Annotated in this window: 12 protein-coding genes; 8 read left to right on the top strand and 4 right to left on the bottom strand. The window is 66.3% G+C overall.

Annotated features, from left to right (window positions below):
- Positions 1–1,065, top strand: a complete 1,065-nt coding sequence (locus tag NLM15_RS21065; protein ID WP_254119038.1) for an NAD(P)/FAD-dependent oxidoreductase — start codon at positions 1–3, stop codon at positions 1,063–1,065.
- Between the two features lie 29 nt (positions 1,066–1,094).
- Here the strand turns inward: NLM15_RS21065 and NLM15_RS21060 are convergent, their stop codons facing one another.
- Positions 1,095–4,907: an AsmA-like C-terminal region-containing protein gene (locus tag NLM15_RS21060; protein WP_254124309.1), complete on the bottom strand. Its 3,813-nt coding sequence runs from the start codon at positions 4,905–4,907 to the stop codon at positions 1,095–1,097.
- A gap of 204 nt (positions 4,908–5,111) precedes the next feature.
- On the opposite strand from NLM15_RS21060, the gene NLM15_RS21055 reads away from it, so the two are divergent.
- Positions 5,112–5,801 carry a peroxiredoxin gene (locus tag NLM15_RS21055; protein WP_254119036.1) on the top strand — a complete coding sequence of 230 codons (690 nt, stop codon included), beginning with the start codon at positions 5,112–5,114 and terminating at the stop codon, positions 5,799–5,801.
- Between the two features lie 110 nt (positions 5,802–5,911).
- The gene (locus tag NLM15_RS21050) at positions 5,912–7,282 is read left to right on the top strand and encodes a M23 family metallopeptidase (protein ID WP_254119035.1); all 1,371 of its coding nucleotides are present in this window, start codon (positions 5,912–5,914) and stop codon (positions 7,280–7,282) included.
- Between the two features lie 34 nt (positions 7,283–7,316).
- On the opposite strand, the gene NLM15_RS21045 is transcribed toward NLM15_RS21050, so the two are convergent.
- Together NLM15_RS21045 and NLM15_RS21040 are read right to left on the bottom strand one after the other, a co-directional pair.
- Positions 7,317–8,507 (bottom strand): DUF5666 domain-containing protein, encoded by a 1,191-nt coding sequence (locus NLM15_RS21045; protein WP_254119033.1) that lies wholly within the window; start codon positions 8,505–8,507, stop codon positions 7,317–7,319.
- Positions 8,504–9,403 (bottom strand): DUF6502 family protein, encoded by a 900-nt coding sequence (locus NLM15_RS21040; RefSeq protein WP_254119031.1) that lies wholly within the window; start codon positions 9,401–9,403, stop codon positions 8,504–8,506. Before NLM15_RS21040 ends, NLM15_RS21045 begins: the two co-directional genes overlap by 4 nt.
- A 124-nt stretch (positions 9,404–9,527) precedes the next feature.
- On the opposite strand from NLM15_RS21040, the gene NLM15_RS21035 reads away from it, so the two are divergent.
- Genes NLM15_RS21035 through NLM15_RS21015 form a run of 5 tightly spaced genes read left to right on the top strand, consistent with a single transcriptional unit; the run spans position 9,528 to position 15,062 of the window.
- Positions 9,528–9,692, top strand: a complete 165-nt coding sequence (locus NLM15_RS21035) for a hypothetical protein (protein WP_254119029.1) — start codon at positions 9,528–9,530, stop codon at positions 9,690–9,692.
- A gap of 7 nt (positions 9,693–9,699) precedes the next feature.
- Positions 9,700–11,637 carry a glycosyltransferase gene (locus NLM15_RS21030; RefSeq protein ID WP_254119027.1) on the top strand — a complete coding sequence of 646 codons (1,938 nt, stop codon included), beginning with the start codon at positions 9,700–9,702 and terminating at the stop codon, positions 11,635–11,637.
- Between the two features lie 3 nt (positions 11,638–11,640).
- Positions 11,641–12,381: an ABC transporter ATP-binding protein gene (locus NLM15_RS21025; protein WP_254119025.1), complete on the top strand. Its 741-nt coding sequence runs from the start codon at positions 11,641–11,643 to the stop codon at positions 12,379–12,381.
- Positions 12,378–13,757: a glycosyltransferase family 1 protein gene (locus NLM15_RS21020; RefSeq protein WP_254119023.1), complete on the top strand. Its 1,380-nt coding sequence runs from the start codon at positions 12,378–12,380 to the stop codon at positions 13,755–13,757. Before NLM15_RS21025 ends, NLM15_RS21020 begins: the two co-directional genes overlap by 4 nt.
- A gap of 12 nt (positions 13,758–13,769) precedes the next feature.
- Positions 13,770–15,062: an O-antigen ligase gene (locus NLM15_RS21015; protein ID WP_254119021.1), complete on the top strand. Its 1,293-nt coding sequence runs from the start codon at positions 13,770–13,772 to the stop codon at positions 15,060–15,062.
- Here NLM15_RS21015 and NLM15_RS21010 read toward each other — a convergent pair whose 3' ends face one another.
- Positions 15,063–16,298 carry an ABC transporter substrate-binding protein gene (locus NLM15_RS21010; protein WP_254119019.1) on the bottom strand — a complete coding sequence of 412 codons (1,236 nt, stop codon included), beginning with the start codon at positions 16,296–16,298 and terminating at the stop codon, positions 15,063–15,065.
- Positions 16,299–16,315 lie beyond the last annotated feature (17 nt).

Below are 16,315 nucleotides of genomic sequence, written 5' to 3'. Positions count from 1 at the left end.
GTGGACGCTGAGGCGATCATCATCGGTGCCGGTCCGGCGGGTGCGACCGTCGCGCTCAACCTCGCGCCGTTCCGGAAAGTCCTGCTGGTCGATCCGGCCCCTGCCCCTGAACAGCGCATCGGAGAATCCATTCCGGGCGCGGCGCGTCGCCTCCTTGCCGACATGGGTCTGCTGGACCAATTCCTGGCGGACGGTCACACTCCGCGACACGCGCTTCGGAGTGCCTGGGGAGACCCGACGCCGGTGGTTCGCGACAGCATCGCCGATCCCGATGGGCACGGGTGGCAAATCGACCGGCGACTGTTCGAGGATCGTCTTCGCGCAGCCGCCCGCGCGCGCGGCGCGTCCGCAGTCACCGCGCGCGCCATCGCGGTGCGACGGGAGAGCGAAGGCTTCGCCGTCACGCTCGATCGGCCCGAGGGGGTGGACGTCAGGGCCCGCCTGATCATCGACGCATCGGGACGGCGCTCGCGCCTCGGGGCGGCGACGCGAACGCGACGGGGGAAACTGAGCTGCGCTTGGCTGCGTGCGTCCGGCGTTACGCTGCCCGCCGGCGTCGTCCAGATCGAAGCCGAGGCTGAAGGCTGGTGGTATTGCTCGGCGTTGCCGGCTGGAGAGGGACTGCTTGCCTTTCATACCGACTCCGACCTGCCCGCAGCCAAAACCGCAGCGACGCCGCGCGCACTGCTTCGCAGGGCCCGCGCGCTGCCGATGCTCGGTGCTCTGCTCGGCGAAGCTGCATGGAGCGCGTCGGAAACGGGCTATTGCGCCGCTCATTCAGCCTGGCCGGAGTCTCCGGTCCGCGAGGGCTGGATCGCAACGGGAGACGCTGCGCTTGCCTGCGACCCGCTGTCCGCTCAGGGGCTCTTCAACTCTCTCTATTTCGGTCTTTCGGCCGCGGAGGCCGCCAACCGCTGGCTCGATGGCGAGGCAAGCGCGCTCGACGACTACGCCCGTGACGTCGTCTCCGTGCGTAGCCATAATCTGAGAGCCGAGAGCGCCTGGTACGCACTCGAACGTCGCTGGGCGGACGCACCGTTCTGGAAACGCCGTCACACAGTCTGACCGATCCGTGAATAAAGGCAGCTTCGCCGCTATCGCCGCGCGAGGTTGCAGCCGCTCGATAGCTGACGCGTCGATCCGGTCGAGCCGTCGTTCGACTGCGAGGGGAATTCGTCGAACGGCGAGTTCTGCTTGCCGGTGTTGAACTCGAAAATCTTGCGGAACAGACCCGGCGCCATCGCCGAGATCGGATTGACGCGCATCACGGGCGCGGCCGGCGTGCCGACGACCTCGTAGGTCACGCCGATCAATCCTTCATTGTTGCCGCCGCCGAGGAAGATGCCGAACAGCGGGATCTGGCCGAAGATGTTGTTGACGCCATACATCGGCACGAAGGTGCCGCTCATGCACACCTGGTTGCCGGGATAGTCGATCGAGCCTTCGATGGTGGCGCCGATCATCGGGCCCTTCACGACGCCATCGCGGATCGTCAGCGCGCCGTTCTGGCGCGTGAACTCGGCGCGCAGCGCGCTGAAGGAGACGCCGTTGCCCGTGCCGTTCGGCGCGCCGGCGGCAACGCGCTCGAGCTGCGCCTCGCCCTTCACGGTGAAATCGCGGACGTTGATGAGGCCCTCGCGCGAGGTGTTCGGCTCCGACGTCGGCGGCTCCATCGCCACCACCATCTGGCCGCCAACTGCCTTGGTGTAGGTGTCGGTGAAGCGCAGCAGCGCGCCGGCATCGTTGGTCTGGAGGTAGATCACCTCGCGGTTGCCCTGGGCGCGGCCACCGCGCAAATCGGCTGCCACCGGTGTGTCGCGGCCGATCTTGCCGTTCAGCGTAAAGGCTTTGACCGTGCCGTTCCGCCGCGACATCTTGGCGTCGACGCTGCGCATCGCCTCGCCGTTGAAGCCGGCGACGGCACCGAGCTTGACGTCGATGTCGAAATCGACGTTCTTCATCTTGTTCTTGCCGTCGTCCTTGGAATTGCCCGAGATCGCCGACTTCAGGAAACCGCGGCCGTCGAACACGTCCCCGCGCATCGTTCCCCGCACCACGCCGTCCTGACCACGCTCCACCTTCAAGGTGGTCTTGTCGCCGTCGGACGGCGCATAGACCGGGAAGTTCGCGTTCATGAGGTCGCCGCTCGGATCGACTTCCAGCGAGCCCTTGATCGAGGCGCCACCGCCTTCGATGACGATGTCCTCCAGACGCGTCGATTGTGCCGTCGGCACCACCTTGAAGCTGGCTTTGCCCGATTTGCCCGGCAGCTTGACCCAGCCGGGCAGGATGTTGTCGAGCTTGACCGAGGTCAGGTCGGCCTCGACACCGAGCTTGGTGGTCTGGTCGGGGCCGCTGGCGATCTTGCCCGACAGCTTGATCGGCAGCGATCCGCTGACGGCGGGGCTCAGATCGAAGCCGAGGCGCGCACGGCTCGCATCGTCCAGCGTCGCCTGCAATCTGACGTCAACATCGCCCTCGGTGGGCTTGCGATAGTCGAGCGAGGCCGCCTGCCCGTTGATCTTGACGTCGCCTTTGACCTGATAGCCCTGGTTGTTGGCGACGATCTTGAGGTTGTTGGCCTCGAGCTTCTGGTTCATCACCAGTTTGTCGGCGGCAAAGCCGTTGAGATCGGCAGTCACGGCGTAGGTGGTGTCGGCTTTGGTCAGCTCGCCCTTGACCGGCAGGCCGAGCTGGATGTTGGCCGTGAACGTCCCCTTGCTGGTGTTGGGATCGACGACGGTCGACGACAGGTCGCTCAGGCGATCATTGGAGAGCATTTCGGCCGCAGCCGGCACCGGACCGTCGACACGGAACCTGGTTCGCGACGGCGACGGCTTGGGCGCCATGTCGGGCACCTCGAAAACGAAGTCGGAGATCGTGACCTTGCGGCCCGCCGGCGTATCGGCAATGCCCTGCCCGATATTCACGGTCGCGGTGCGCCCGGTCACCCGCGCCCTCAAATCGGCATCGTGCACCACCGGCATGCCGTCCACGGGGCGAACCGCAACGCCGCTCGCCACGATGTTGACCGACAGGCCGTCGTCGGGAATCGGCGGGCCCTTGCGCGGAAGGTTCCTGGTCGGCGAATTGACGCCGATCTCGATGCGCTGGAGCGTGCCGCGCTCGATCCGCTCGATCACCCATTCGCGCAACTCGGGCACGACAAGCGTCGGCCACATCCGCTTGAGCGCGGAGGCCGACATCGGCGTTCCCGCAAAGCCCAGCGTCAGCCGCGGCTCGCCCGAATAGTCGATGGCACCGGTGCCGGCGACGCCGATCTCGCCATTGCTGATATCGGCTTGCGTCAGCAGCATGCGCTTGTGGTCGGTGTCGAAGCGGAAGCCGATTGCGATACGGTTGAAGACCAGCGGGGGCTCGTTGTCGATGCCGCCGAGCAGGATCGAGCCGCCACTGAAACCGAGCTGCCAGTCGTTGACGGTGCCGTTGGGCGGCTCGAGGTGGGCCAGAAGGGTCAGGCGGTTCGCGCCCGAGAGGATCTTGAACGGAGCGACCAGCACGCGCCGATTGGCGTCCCACTCGATGTTGATCTCGGCGGAGTCGATCGCCATCGGATAGTCAGGCGTGTCGGTGTCGATGATGTTGCCCGAGCCGATTGCGATCTTGCCGCGGAAGAAGGTCGGCACCCCGTCGCGGCCGAGCTCGCCCTTGAGCTCGCCGGTCAGCGGCAGGTCGGCGGTATAGGTGAGGTCCTTGACCCGCAGCGCCAGCAGGATGTTGGCGGTTGAGACCTTGTCTGCGCGGATGTCGACCGAGCGCACGCCGTTCTCGGCAGGGCCGATCGTGGCACGCAGCGACCACGGGCGCGCGCCCTCCTCGCCGAGGCTGAGCGCGACGCCGCCGCGGCTCGGCCGGCGCAGGCTGAGCGTGATGTTCTCAAACGTCCATTTGCTGCCGCGCTGCTGATCGTCGACGATCAGATTGCCGTTCTTCAGACCGATCTCGTTGAGGTTCTGGCCGTCGAGGCCGGTCATGCTCAGGCTGTCGAGCCAGTCGAGGCCCTGAAGAATGCCGCTCTGCGCGGTTGCCGGCGGTGCGGCTTGCGACGCGACTTGGGAAGAGTCCTGGCCCGCAGGCGCCGTGGCAAAGGGCGGCGGCGGGACACCGTTGCGCGGGAATGTCGGCGGCAGGCCGGCGTCCTTCTTGGATGCGACGCCGGTGGCCAGCGGCTTTGCGGTGTCGCCGGCCGACACGGTGACGGTGCCGTCAGGCGCGATCCGGATCGCGAGCTCGGCATCGACGAGGTTGAGGCTTTCCGCGCGCAAATGCCCCATCAGGAGACCTGCACCCGACAACTTCACCTCGGCCTTCGGCGCGGTGGCGACGATGACATGGTCGTGGTCGCGCACGATGATGTCTCGGATGCGCACGGCGATGCGGACTCGCCCGGCCCGCTCGATCTGGGTGCCGCCGACCTCCACGGTGTTGCCGTGGCCGATATTGTCCTCGATGGCGGCGGCGAGCCACGGCGTCGCGATGTCGAGATTGATCGGACCTGCGCCAAGCCGCCACCACAGCGCGCCGAAGCAGCCGACGAAGATGACGGCGAGAGCCCCGACCACGATGGCCAGCCGCTTCAGCCAGCGGCCGCCGCCCAGCCAGCGGCGCAACGCCCCGAACCCGTCACCGAAACGATGGAAACCCGAACTGGAACGCGACAACAACCGGCGCGCCCGATGGCCCGCCGCCGCTTCCTGATCCGGATCCCAGTCGGCGTCGTCCCATTCCTGCGGCTCTTGTTGGCCGCCGCGCCGATCGAAATCCCGATTGTAGTCCTGGGGCGACGTATTCCTTGCCATTGCCTCTCGATACAGGCGCCCGTCGTAGGATTGAGCGCCGCCGGGACCGCAGCCGCCCACGGGAAGCGAAGCTCCCCGCGCCGGCATTGCCGCCATACCTCGAATATTCCTGCTGTTGGTCATTTCGCCCCGGAAGCGCGTTCAACGAGCAGTGGGGTGGTGCGTGTAATTCCTTGTAACCATACTCCGGCGTCGTCAGACTTGCCCAGCCGAGGGCGCGATTCCGGCACACCGGACGAGAGCTGCAATACCGCTTTGGTTGACCCGCCGAAAGCGTCGAAAGGAAGGCGTATGTCCAAGAAATCCCGAAAGAAATCGTCCAAAACGCCCTCCGGCATTGCAACGGCTAAAAAGAAGGCTCCGACCAAGCGGGCAACGACTCAAACAAAGTCCGCGAAAACACAGCGGACGCCGGCGAGCAAATCAACCGGGACCTTAGCAAAAGCAGGATCACATAAGGCCGCATCGAAACAGTTAAATTCTTCCAAATCAGCCGCCGCGCCCGGAGGCGCGAAGGCGGTCCTGATCGAGGGCCAGAAGGCGCCCGCCTTCCGCCTGCCCCGCGATGGCGGCGACGTGGTCACGCTGTCGGATTATGCCGGCCGGAAGCTCGTCCTGTTTTTCTATCCCCGTGCCGACACGCCCGGCTGCACCAGGGAAGCCATCGACTTCACCCGGCTGGCGGACGCTTTCGCCTCGGCCGGCACGGCGGTGCTCGGTGTATCCGCCGATCCGTTAAAGGCCCAGGAGAAGTTCCGCGACAAGCACGGTCTCGGCGTTCCCCTCATCTCGGACGAGAAGCACGAGATGCTGGAGGCGTTCGGCGCCTGGGGCGAAAAGTCCATGTATGGCAAGAGCTTCCTCGGAATTCTTCGCACCACGATACTGATCGGGACCGACGGCAAGGTGGCCAAGGTCTGGCGCAATGTCCGCGTCGACGGCCACGCCGACGCGGTGCTGGAAGCGGCAAGAAGCCTTTAACCAATCCCTTAAGTTCGAGCGGTTCCGTTTCCGGAAAATTAACCATGACCGGCCCAGATTGCTGCGGCAATTAGGCCGTACGGACTCATCCGACCGGCGCGGGAGTGCCGATGTCGAAAAGTTCTGCCCAATATTCGCAGTACCCCCAACATCACGCGCACGACCACGGACGGGCCTTCCAGCGCCGGCCCGCCGCCGCGGTGGCAGCCGCGATTCCCCTGCCCGCAACCGACGCCGATGACGCCTACACCATCGTCCATCACGGCAAGCAGGTTCGCCTGGGGCCCGTGGTGTTCTGGATCGTGGTCGGCACCGTCGTGCTGCTCGGGCTCTGGTCGGCCGCAACCGCCACCTATTTCGCCTTCCGCGACGACGTCCTGACCCGGCTGATCGCGCGCCAGGCCGAGATGCAGTACGCCTATGAGGACCGCATCGCCGAGCTGCGCGCCAAGGTCGACCGCACCACCAGCCGGCAGCTGCTCGACCAGGAGCAGTTCGATCAGAAGCTCGACCAGATCATGAAGCGCCAGACGGCGCTGGAGTCCCGAGCCACGGCGCTCGGGGCCATGCCTGACGTGACCGGATCAATTCCCCGCTCGGCCCCGCAGCGCGGCGATTCGAGCCAGGGCACCACGCAGGGAACGCCGAAGCCGTCGCCGATCAGCGACACCGTGATCTTCGTGGCACCGCCCGATCGCGAAGCGCGGCTCGAGTCGCGCGCCCCGGCTGTCGCGGCGCCGCCGACCAGCCAATTCGCCAAGAACCAGGGTTTCGACAACGTCCTGGTCCGACTCACGACCTCGCTTGACCAGGTCGAGCGTCGCCAGATGGCGGCGCTCAGCGCCGTCGAGGAAAGCATGGATTCACGCATGCGCCGGATGCGCGGCGTCGTCAGCGATCTCGGCCTCAATCTCGCCAGCCTCGAAGCCGCCGTGCCGCGCTCCGCGATGGGCGGTCCTTTCGTGCCCGTCAAGCTGACGGCCAATGCAGGTCCGTTCGAGAAGCAGCTCAACCGCATCAACACCACGCGCGCCGAGATGGACCGTCTCAACCGCACGCTGGCGCTGGTGCCCTACCGCAAGCCCGTCATCGGCGAGGTCGAATTCACCTCCGGCTTCGGCGTGCGCAGCGATCCTTTCCTCGGCCGGCCCGCGATGCATACCGGGCTCGACTTTCGCGCCGCTACTGGTGATCCGGCACGCGTTACCGCCAACGGCAAGGTGGTCTCGGCCGGCTGGTCCGGTGGTTACGGCCGCATGGTCGAAGTCGATCACGGCAACGGGCTCTCGACCCGCTACGGCCATCTCTCCGAGATCAACGTCAAGGTCGGCGAGATCGTAAAGCTAGGTCAGGTCATCGGTCTCGTCGGTTCGACCGGCCGCTCCACCGGCCCGCATCTGCACTACGAGACCCGTATCGACGGCGAAGCGGTTGATCCGCAGAAATTCCTGCGCGCCGGCGTGCGGCTCAGCGCAGGCTAGGCCCGCGCTCGTTTCTTTTGAGCCTGTCCGGCCTCTAACGCCGGCCGCCGCCCATCCCGCCTCCGGGACCGCCGAAGCCACCACCGCCCATTCCACCGCCGGGCCCCATGGGCCCGCCGGGCGAACCAAGTCCGCCGGGACCCGACGGGCCGGCGGGTCCTGACGGCGCCGAGCCGGGACTGCCACCGGGGCTCGATCCCGGCGCGGGCGCACCTGGCGCACCCGGCTGATTGCCGCCCGGGCTCGGCGTGCTGCGATTCGGATGCAGGATCGAACCGCCGGGCGAGCGATTGGGATTGCCGCCGCCGGACGGAGGCGCTCCCGGCCCCTGACCGATGGCCTGAGCCGAATCCACCTGGAAGCCGCGCGAGCGATCGAACGCGCCATTGACCACCATGCGGGCTTCACCGGCCGCGGGGCCGAATCGCGAGCTGTCATGCGCGATCAGCCCGGAGCCGAACTGGAGGTTCGATCCCACCCGCTGCACATAGGCCTCGATCGACAGGCGGCTCGCGCCGACCAGATCCGAGAAATCGTCGATCCGCGCGCGCGCCGCCTGCATCGCGCCCTGGCTCGAACTGCCTTCGATCTGGACGCGCTGACCGACCAGCAACGGATCGACGCCGCGCAGCTTCAGCCCGCCAATATGCAAGCCGTCAGGCCCGCGCTCGACCAGACCGGTGACACGCTCGGTCGCCTCGCGCCGCGGCTCGACCAGGCTGGCGACGATCACGCCGTCGGTCCGGCGCAGGCCGTAGACGGCCACCTGCGTGCCCGCGCGAAGCTTGCTCTCCTTGTCGGTTGCGACGATCTTCTGGCCGAGCACCGTCAGCTCGTTGCCCTTCACGGCTTCGATCGGGCCGGAGACCTCGCTCGCGATCGTGATGTTGCGCGTCACGAGCGTGCCGTCGGCCTGACGGGTCGCGACCACGCGCGCGAGCTGGCCGATGCGCAGAGCCCTCGGGCTCGCCGCCTCGCCGTCGATCCTGACCGGCACGTCGCTCGCGTAAGTGACGCGCTCGCCGTTGACGTAGATGCTGCCAAAACGCTGGATCACGCCGACGATGCCGGTGCCGCCGATGCCGTGGTCGTCGCCGCGTCTGATTCCGGTCCCGCCGATGCCCTGATCGCTGCCGCGCTTGACCTGCGCATGGGCGATCGCCGTGCCGGCGAGCCAAAATCCTGTCAGCAGCAGACGGCGGGAGATCAGCGGCGGCCGGCTCATGAAGAACCACCCTCCTTGCCGCCATCCTTGCCGACGTCCTTGCCGCTTTCCCTGGTCTCACCCTCATCGGCGTCTTCGCTGTAGATGTAGATGCCGAAATTCCAGCGCGCCTCACCGCCCTTGTCCTTGGCGAGCGCCCGGTTGGCCTCGCGGTTGGCGGTCTTCAGCGCGTCCATCGCGAGCTCGCGCGAGCGCGCCTCGAGCCGCCGCGCCAGCTTCGGCGAGATGTTGTTGTAGTGCACCGCGCGTTCGAGGAAGCGCGGCGCGGCACCTGAGACGTTCTGCGCGGCGGCCGCGATGTGGTCGTGCAGATTGCGGCCGAGATAGTGCCATTTGCCGTCGTCCTCGCCGCTCGGGACGAAGGCCGCCTCGACCAGCTCGATCTCGTCGGCGTCATTGATGGTGACGAGCTTGCGGTCGACCCATTCGTCAAGCACCGCGCGCGGCCGCACGTCCTTGGTGACGGAGGCGACGAGCTGCTCGAACGACGGCGCATCGCCTTCGGCCGTGCGCGGCAGCGCCAGCGGCTCGCCCTTCGCATCGGTGAATTCGGGCGCGGCGAGCCAGCGGGCGATCACGGCGCTCGTCAGCGACACCGCGGCGGGCGCCTCGTGCACCGGCGCGCCCGCCCCACGCAGCCGCGCCACCTCCTTGCGATGGATGCCGGTGAGCAGGCTGACCCGGCTGTCGGTCTGCTCTTTCCCCTCCAGCGCGAAATCGTGCTCGGCGACGTTGACGAAGAGCTCGCGAAGCAGTTGCGCCAGCGCCGGGAAGGTCATGCCGCTGCGGATGCAGAGCCGCACGAGCGGGCGCAGCAGCCGCGCCAGCGGCGCGTGCAGCTTCGCGGCGGCATTCGGCTGCGGAGCCGCTGCTTTGGACCCGGACTTGGCATTCATGTCCGGAGTGTAACGGCGCCGCGCGTGGGACACAATCCCACTTTTTCCCACTTGACGATTGACGTGGTAAATTTTCCCACATATACGAGACGCCACTGAGGGCGACGTAAAGGGATTCTCACCCATGGCTGACCGCTTGGTCCGCAATTCCAGCTCACTGCATGCCGTGCCGATTGCCTTGCAGGGTCACGGCCTCACGATCGAGCCGATGCTGCCGGCGCTGCTGCGCGGCGTGATCTTCATCTCGGTGCTGGCTGCACCGTTCGTCGCAGCTCTTCTCGCAGGCTGACGCCATCATGCATCACATCAGCGAAACCCCGCGCCGTCCGTCGGTGCTGCACATCTTCAAGATCTACTATCCCGACCTGTTCGGCGGCACGCTCACGGTGATCCGCGACATCTGCGCCAGCCTGAAGGACACGTTCGCCTCCGCCGTGCTGACCTGCTCGCAATCGGCCGAGCGCGAGATCATCGTCGATGACGTGCCGGTCGAGCGCGTCCGCTCGTTCGGCAATCTCTTGTCGCTTCCCGCCGCCCCCACCTATCCCTGGCGGCTGTGGCGCAAGATGGCCGAGCACGATCTGCTCGCGCTCCACGCCCCCTTCCCGCTCGCCGACCTCGTTTTCGCCTTCGGGTTTGGCGCCAAACGGCCGCTGGTGGTGCACTGGCATGCCGACATCGTCAGCCATGCCGGCCTGCGCTGGTTCATCGAGCCCTTGATGCGGCGAACGCTGCGCCGGGCGACGGCAATCATCGTCTCGGACCACGTGCTGGTCGAGAACACGCCGTTGCTGCGGGAATTCGAACACAAGTGCCACGTCGTACCGTTCGGCATCGATACTTCGGGCTACGACTGGCCGAAGATCGAGCCGCACCACGTCAACGATCGCGGCCGGCTCGTGCTCGCCTGCGGCCGGCTCGTGCCCTACAAGGGCTTCGACGTGCTGATCCGCGCGGCGGCCGCATACGATTTCGAGGTCTGGATCATCGGCGAAGGTACCGAGCGGCCGCGGCTCGAGCAGTTGATCCGCGAGCTCGGCCTCGGTGACCGCGTCCGCCTGCTCGGTTCGGTGAACGACAGCGAGCGCATCAAGCTGATGTGCCTGTCCGACGTCTTCGTGATGCCTTCGGTGACCAATGCCGAGACCTTCGGCCTGGTCCAGCTCGAGGCCATGGCCGCCGGCCGCCCCGTCGTGAACACGGCGCTCGATACGGCGGTGCCGCGCATCGCCCGTCACGGCATGGAGGCGATCACGGTGCCGCCCGGCGATGCCGAAAAGCTGGGCGAGGCCATCGACACCCTGATCCGCGATCCCGAGCGCCGCCGCCGCATGGGCCTGTCGGCCCGGACGCGCGCCCTCACGCGCTATTCCGCCACGGCCTTCAAGGAAGGCATGGAAACCGTCTATCGCGACGCCGTCACCGCGTCCTGCACCGCGTCGAGCAAGGAACCCGCAACCGCCGCTGAACCGCTGCAGGCGACCGGCTGGCTGGACAGCGTCCGGATCGCGGCGGCCCTGGCATGGTCCGACATGCGGCACCGTTACGTCCGCTCGCTGCTCGGCCCGTTCTGGATGTCGCTCCAGATGGCGATCGTGGTCGCGGTGCTGGGCTCCGTGATCGGCCACGTCTCGAACGCCGACATGCTGTCGCGCCTGCCGATGCTGGCGCTGTCGATGACGGCCTGGACTTTCCTCAACAGCGTCGTGCTCGATGCGACCACGGCGCTCCAGAATTCCGCAAGCCTGATCCGCGACCGGGCGCTGCCGCCGGTGATCTTCCTCCTGCAATGCACCTTCCGCCAGGCGCTGTTCGCGCTGCATAACGCCTGCGTGCCACTGGTGCTGTGGCTGATCCTGTCGCCGCACGACCTCTCTCACGCGCTCGAGGCGCTGCCCGGCCTCCTGCTCTTCATCGCCTGCACCTTCGCCTTGAGTCTCGTCCTCGGCGCGACGGCAACGCGCTATCGCGACCTCAAGCCGATCATCGAATCCACGCTGATGCTCGCCTTCCTCGCCTCGCCCGTGATCTGGTCCGCCGAGATGATCAATCAGCGCTCGACGGTGATGCGGCTCAACCCGCTGACCCATCTGTTCGCGGTGTGGCGCGAGCCGCTCGCCGGCGGCCATATCGATCCCACCAGCATCGTCTACGTCCTCATCACGCTGGCGCTGCTGATCTTTGCGAGCGTGCTGACGCTGGTCCACCTGCGCAAAGCCGCATTCTGGATTTGACCCATGGTCTCGATCAGCCTGCGCAACGTCTGTCTCGACTATCCGCTCTACGGCGCCTACGACTTCTCGCTGAAGCGCCGGCTGCTCGGCCATCTCATCCGCGAGCCGGGCGAGATGCGGATCATCCGCGCCGTCGACAATGTCTCGATCGAGGCCGAAGCCGGAGCCCGTATCGGGCTTGCCGGACCCAACGGCTCCGGCAAATCAACGCTGCTGCGCCTGATCGCCGGCGTCTATCCGCCGAGCAGCGGCCACGTCGCGATCAGGGGCAACGTCGTGCCCCTGCTCGGCCTGAACGCCGGGGTCAATCTGGACTTCGTCGCCGAGGACAACATCGCACTGCTGCTGCGGATCAGCGGCCGCAAGCCGACCCGCAGCGTGATCGACGAGATCTGGGCCTTCACCGAGCTCGAAGCTCGCATGCAGCGGCTGCCCTTGCGGATGTTCTCCTCGGGCATGCTGATGCGCGTGCTGTTCGCGACCGCCACCGCCTTCCCGGCCGACATCCTGCTGCTCGACGAGTGGCTCAGCGTCGTCGACGATCATTTTGCGGAGAAGGCCGAGCGGCGGCTGCAACATCTGGTCTCGCAGGCGGCGATCGTGATCATCGCCTCGCACGACCAGCCGCTGCTGCGGCGCACCTGCTCCAGCATCATCAACCTCGATCACGGCCGCATCGCCTCGACCATCGCGGTCGAGCCGCCGGTCACGCACGCCTTCGAGCTCCGCGAGAAACGCGCATGAAACAGAACATCCTGTTCGTCTCCGAGTCGCTCGGACAACCCAATCACAAGCGCGGCATCTTCCACTTTACCCGGGAATTGGTCCGTTCGCTCGCCGCGGAGGGCCATGAACTCACGCTGCTCGTCGAGACCTCGAAGCGCTACCGCAAGCTGTGCCGGCGCGAGCGACGCACAAAGCTGTTTGCGGCACAGTCGCGCAATATCGAGCTGCTTGCTCTTTATCGCTTCCTCGACGAAGTCAACATGAGCGGGCCGGTAACGCTCAGCGGCACGCGCCGCAAATTCGACTGGCTCCGCCACAGAGCCGGCATGTTGCTGTCGCGTGACAACATCCTGTGCCTCCTGCGCGCCATCGGCCTGCGTGGCTTGCACGCGCGGATGATCGAGAACCGGACGGAAGCGCTCGAATACATTCCGCCGGATCTGAGCCATCTCGAACTGTTCGGCGACTTTCAGCTCGAGCCCGGATTCTTCAACTATCAGGACTCCTCGGCGTTCTTCCTGCTGCCGCCGCCGCGGATCGACGCGCGCGACTACGACGTCATCGTCGTGGACACCCCAACGCGGGTGGCGATCAAGCGCAGGCCCGACGCAAAGGTGATCTGCGTGGTCCACGACCTGTTGCCGCTCACCGACCTCAAGCTCAGCGACATCGCGACGCGGCAGTTCCTGGCGCGAATTCGCACCAGCCTGCAGCAGGCCGACGAGCTCGCCTTCGTTTCAAACTACAGCATGATGCGGTTCAGGGAACTGTTGCCGCAATTTGCGCACCTGCCGGCGCGGGTCGTGTATCCCCGCACCCGGTTCGACGCCCCGGATGTCCTGCACCTCCCAGCCCCGTCGGGGCGTCCGGGGCGGCCGAGCTTTGTCGTCATCGTCTCGAACGAGCCGCGCAAGAACGTCGCCACCGTCATCCGCGCCTTCCGCGGCGTGCCCCAGGCTGATCTCGTCGTGATCGGCTATGCCGGCGAGATCAGCCGGATGCGTAATCTGCCGTCAAACGTCCGCTTCGCCGGCTATGTCGACGAGCACGAGAAGGCGGCCCTGATCGCCGAGGCGCACGGGCTGATCATGCCGAGCCTTGCGGAAGGTTTTGGCGTGCCGATCATCGAGGCGCTGGCTGCGAACACGCCGGTGCTGTGCTCTGACATCACGGTGTTTCGTGAGGTCGCGGGCGAGCTCGCCGACTATTTCGACCCGTTCTCGACCGACGCGATCGCAGCCTCCGTTACCCGCGTGCTGACGCGGCAGGAGGAGTGGCGCGGCAGGATCCGCGCGCGACGGCATGAGCTCGCCGAACGCTTCGGCTACGAGACCCAGGCGCGCGACTTCCTTGGGCGTGAGAGGCCCCGGGAACGCCTCGCCGCCGCGCAATAGGCATCGCTGCGCATGAGCGCTGAACCCGCGGTATGGCCCGGTCCGGCCGGACCACAAGCCTTGCGCGCCCGTTGGCAAGCCATGGGCAAATCGCCCGCGCTGATCCGGGCCGCCGATGTGCTGGCCGCCCTGATCGCGGCGTCGCTGCCCTGGTCGACCACGGCGCCTTCGATCCTGGTCGGGCTCTGGCTGCTCGTGGTGACCCCGACCATCGACTGGCGCGACTATTCGCGCCAACTCGCACGGCCTGCCTTCGCCCTGCCCTTCGTCTTCCTGCTACTCACGCTGGTCGGCGTGCTGTGGTCGGACGGCGCGTGGGCGGACCGGCTGCATGCGATCAAGCCGGTCGCCAAGCTCGTGCTGATCCCGGCGCTGCTCTATCATTTCAGCCGATCCGAGCACGGCTTACGCGTCTTCCTCGCCTTTCTCGCCTCCTGCGCGCTGCTGGCGGTCTACTCCTGGATCGTTCTGCTCGATCCCGCCTGGAAGATCACCGCGACGGCGTCCGTCGGCGTTCCCGTCAAGAACTACATCGACCAGAGCCAGGAATTCACGCTCTGCGCCTTTGCGCTTGCCCTGCCCGCGCTGACTTTCTGGCGCGGCGGACGCGTGGCCGCGACAGCGGTCTGCGCGGCACTGATCCTGCTCTTCGCCACCAACATGGTGTTCGTTGCCTCCGCCCGCACGGCGCTGCTCTGCATCGCGGTGCTGCTCGCCCTCTTCGCCTGGAGGCATTTGAGCGGGCGCGCGGCGCTGGTCCTGCTCGCGGGCACGATCGCCGCGAGCGCATTGGCCTGGACGGCATCGCCCTATCTGCGCCAGCGCATCACCGACGTCGCCGTCGAGTACCGTCATGGCCACGAGAACATCAGTCGCGCCTCGACGGCGCAGCGGCTGACCTATTGGCGCAAGGCGCTTCACGCCTTCACCGAGGCACCTCTGATCGGCCACGGCACCGGATCGATCAAGCGCCAGTTCGAGCGCGCCGCCACCCGCGGGAGCAGCCTCGACGCAGAGATCGTCAGCAATCCGCACAACCAGACCCTCAATGTCGCCATGCAGTGGGGCCTGTTGGGCGTCATCCTGCTCTACGCGATGTGGATCGCCCATCTCCGCCTGTTCCTGGGCGAGGGTCTCGCGGCGTGGATTGGCCTTGCCGCCGTCGTCCAGAACATCGCGAGCTCGCTGCTGAACTCGCATTTGTTCGATTTCCACGAGGGCTGGATGTATGTGCTGGCCGTCGGCGTCGCCGGCGGCATGGCGCTGAAGGCCAAAAGAGGAGACACGGCCGGCAGCCGGCCCTGACTACTGGCTGCGCTCGTGGCCGACCTCACCGGTGATGACGTCGCCGAACAGCTCCCAGGCCTGGCCGTTGAAGCGCATCAGCTGCATCTGCTCGATCGGGAAGTAGTCGTCCGGCGAGGTGTTGACCATGATGCCGGGCAGCATGAGGTCGGTGTGGAAATCCTTCAGGCTGGTGGCCTGCTTCATCGCATTCTCGCGCGTGAGGTTGTCGCCGCACTGCTTCAGAACCTGCGCCATCGCCTCGGCTTGCACATAGCCATAGAGATTGTTGGCGTTGGCCTTGTCGCCGTCGGGGTAATATTTGTCCATGAACTCGCGCCATTTGATCACAGCCGGATCCTTGTCCCAGGTCGGATCGGTCGGGTCCTTCAGATACGCGGTCGAGATGATGTCCTTGGCATAGTCGAGGCCGGCGGGCTTCAACACCGACGCGATCGACGTTGCTGTGTTTGCAAGGAAGAATTTCGGCTTCCAGCCAAGCTCTCCCACTTTACGGATCGCCTGCGCCGAGCCCTTCGGCGCGGCCCAGGAGAAGAAGATGTCGGCGCCTGAATCGTGCAGCGCCACGATCTGCGAGTCGATCGAGGGATCGCTGACCTCGTAGGATTTGTCGGCGATGATCATGTTCGCCTTGTCGCCGAGCCCGTCCTTCAGGCCCTTGAACTGGTCCTTGCCGGCGTCGTCGTTCTGCCAGAGCACCGCAATCTTGCTGTTTGGAAACTTGTCGCGGATGTATTTTGCGTAGATGCGCCCCTCGCTCTGGTAGTTCGGCTGGAAGCCCATGGTCCACGGGAAATTCTTGGGGTCGCCGAACTTGGTGCCGCCGGAAGCGACGAACAGCTGCGGCACCTTCTTGGCGTTCATGTATTTCATGATCGCGGAATTCGAGGGCGTACCGAGCGGCTGGAACAGCAGCAGCACCTCGTCGCTCTCGACGAGCTTGCGCGCCTGCTCGATCGCCTTCGGCGGCGAATAGGCATCGTCATAGCTGATGAAATTGATCTTGCGGCCGTTGATCCCGCCCTGCTCGTTGATCATCTTGAAATAGGCGGCCTCGGTCTTGCCGATCACGCCATAGGACGACGCCGGCCCGCTGTAGGGCATGATGTTGCCGATCTTGACTTCGGTATCGGTGGCGCCGGGATCGTATTTCTTCTGCGCCAAAGCCGGTGTCGTGACGAGCACGCCGGCAGTAAGAATGGCGAGGGCAGCAAGGCTTTCGCGACGACCCGGCATCGTTCTCTCCCCTGTGT

Origin of the sequence: Bradyrhizobium sp. CCGB20, assembly GCF_024199855.1 — a bacterium.
In the GTDB taxonomy this organism is placed as follows: Bacteria; Pseudomonadota; Alphaproteobacteria; order Rhizobiales; family Xanthobacteraceae; genus Bradyrhizobium.
This window is presented reverse-complemented; position numbering and strand designations above follow the sequence as displayed.

Excerpts from the sequence above, each read along its gene's own strand:
- NLM15_RS21060 (WP_254124309.1), bottom strand. The coding sequence starts at position 4,907 with ATGCCGGCGCGGGGAGCTTCGCTTCCCGTGGGCGGCTGCGGTCCCGGC.
- NLM15_RS21055 (WP_254119036.1), top strand. The coding sequence starts at position 5,112 with ATGTCCAAGAAATCCCGAAAGAAATCGTCCAAAACGCCCTCCGGCATT.
- NLM15_RS21050 (WP_254119035.1), top strand. The coding sequence starts at position 5,912 with ATGTCGAAAAGTTCTGCCCAATATTCGCAGTACCCCCAACATCACGCG.
- NLM15_RS21045 (WP_254119033.1), bottom strand. The coding sequence starts at position 8,507 with ATGAGCCGGCCGCCGCTGATCTCCCGCCGTCTGCTGCTGACAGGATTT.
- NLM15_RS21040 (WP_254119031.1), bottom strand. The coding sequence starts at position 9,403 with ATGAATGCCAAGTCCGGGTCCAAAGCAGCGGCTCCGCAGCCGAATGCC.
- NLM15_RS21035 (WP_254119029.1), top strand. The coding sequence starts at position 9,528 with ATGGCTGACCGCTTGGTCCGCAATTCCAGCTCACTGCATGCCGTGCCG.
- NLM15_RS21030 (WP_254119027.1), top strand. The coding sequence starts at position 9,700 with ATGCATCACATCAGCGAAACCCCGCGCCGTCCGTCGGTGCTGCACATC.
- NLM15_RS21025 (WP_254119025.1), top strand. The coding sequence starts at position 11,641 with ATGGTCTCGATCAGCCTGCGCAACGTCTGTCTCGACTATCCGCTCTAC.
- NLM15_RS21020 (WP_254119023.1), top strand. The coding sequence starts at position 12,378 with ATGAAACAGAACATCCTGTTCGTCTCCGAGTCGCTCGGACAACCCAAT.
- NLM15_RS21015 (WP_254119021.1), top strand. The coding sequence starts at position 13,770 with ATGAGCGCTGAACCCGCGGTATGGCCCGGTCCGGCCGGACCACAAGCC.
- NLM15_RS21010 (WP_254119019.1), bottom strand. The coding sequence starts at position 16,298 with ATGCCGGGTCGTCGCGAAAGCCTTGCTGCCCTCGCCATTCTTACTGCC.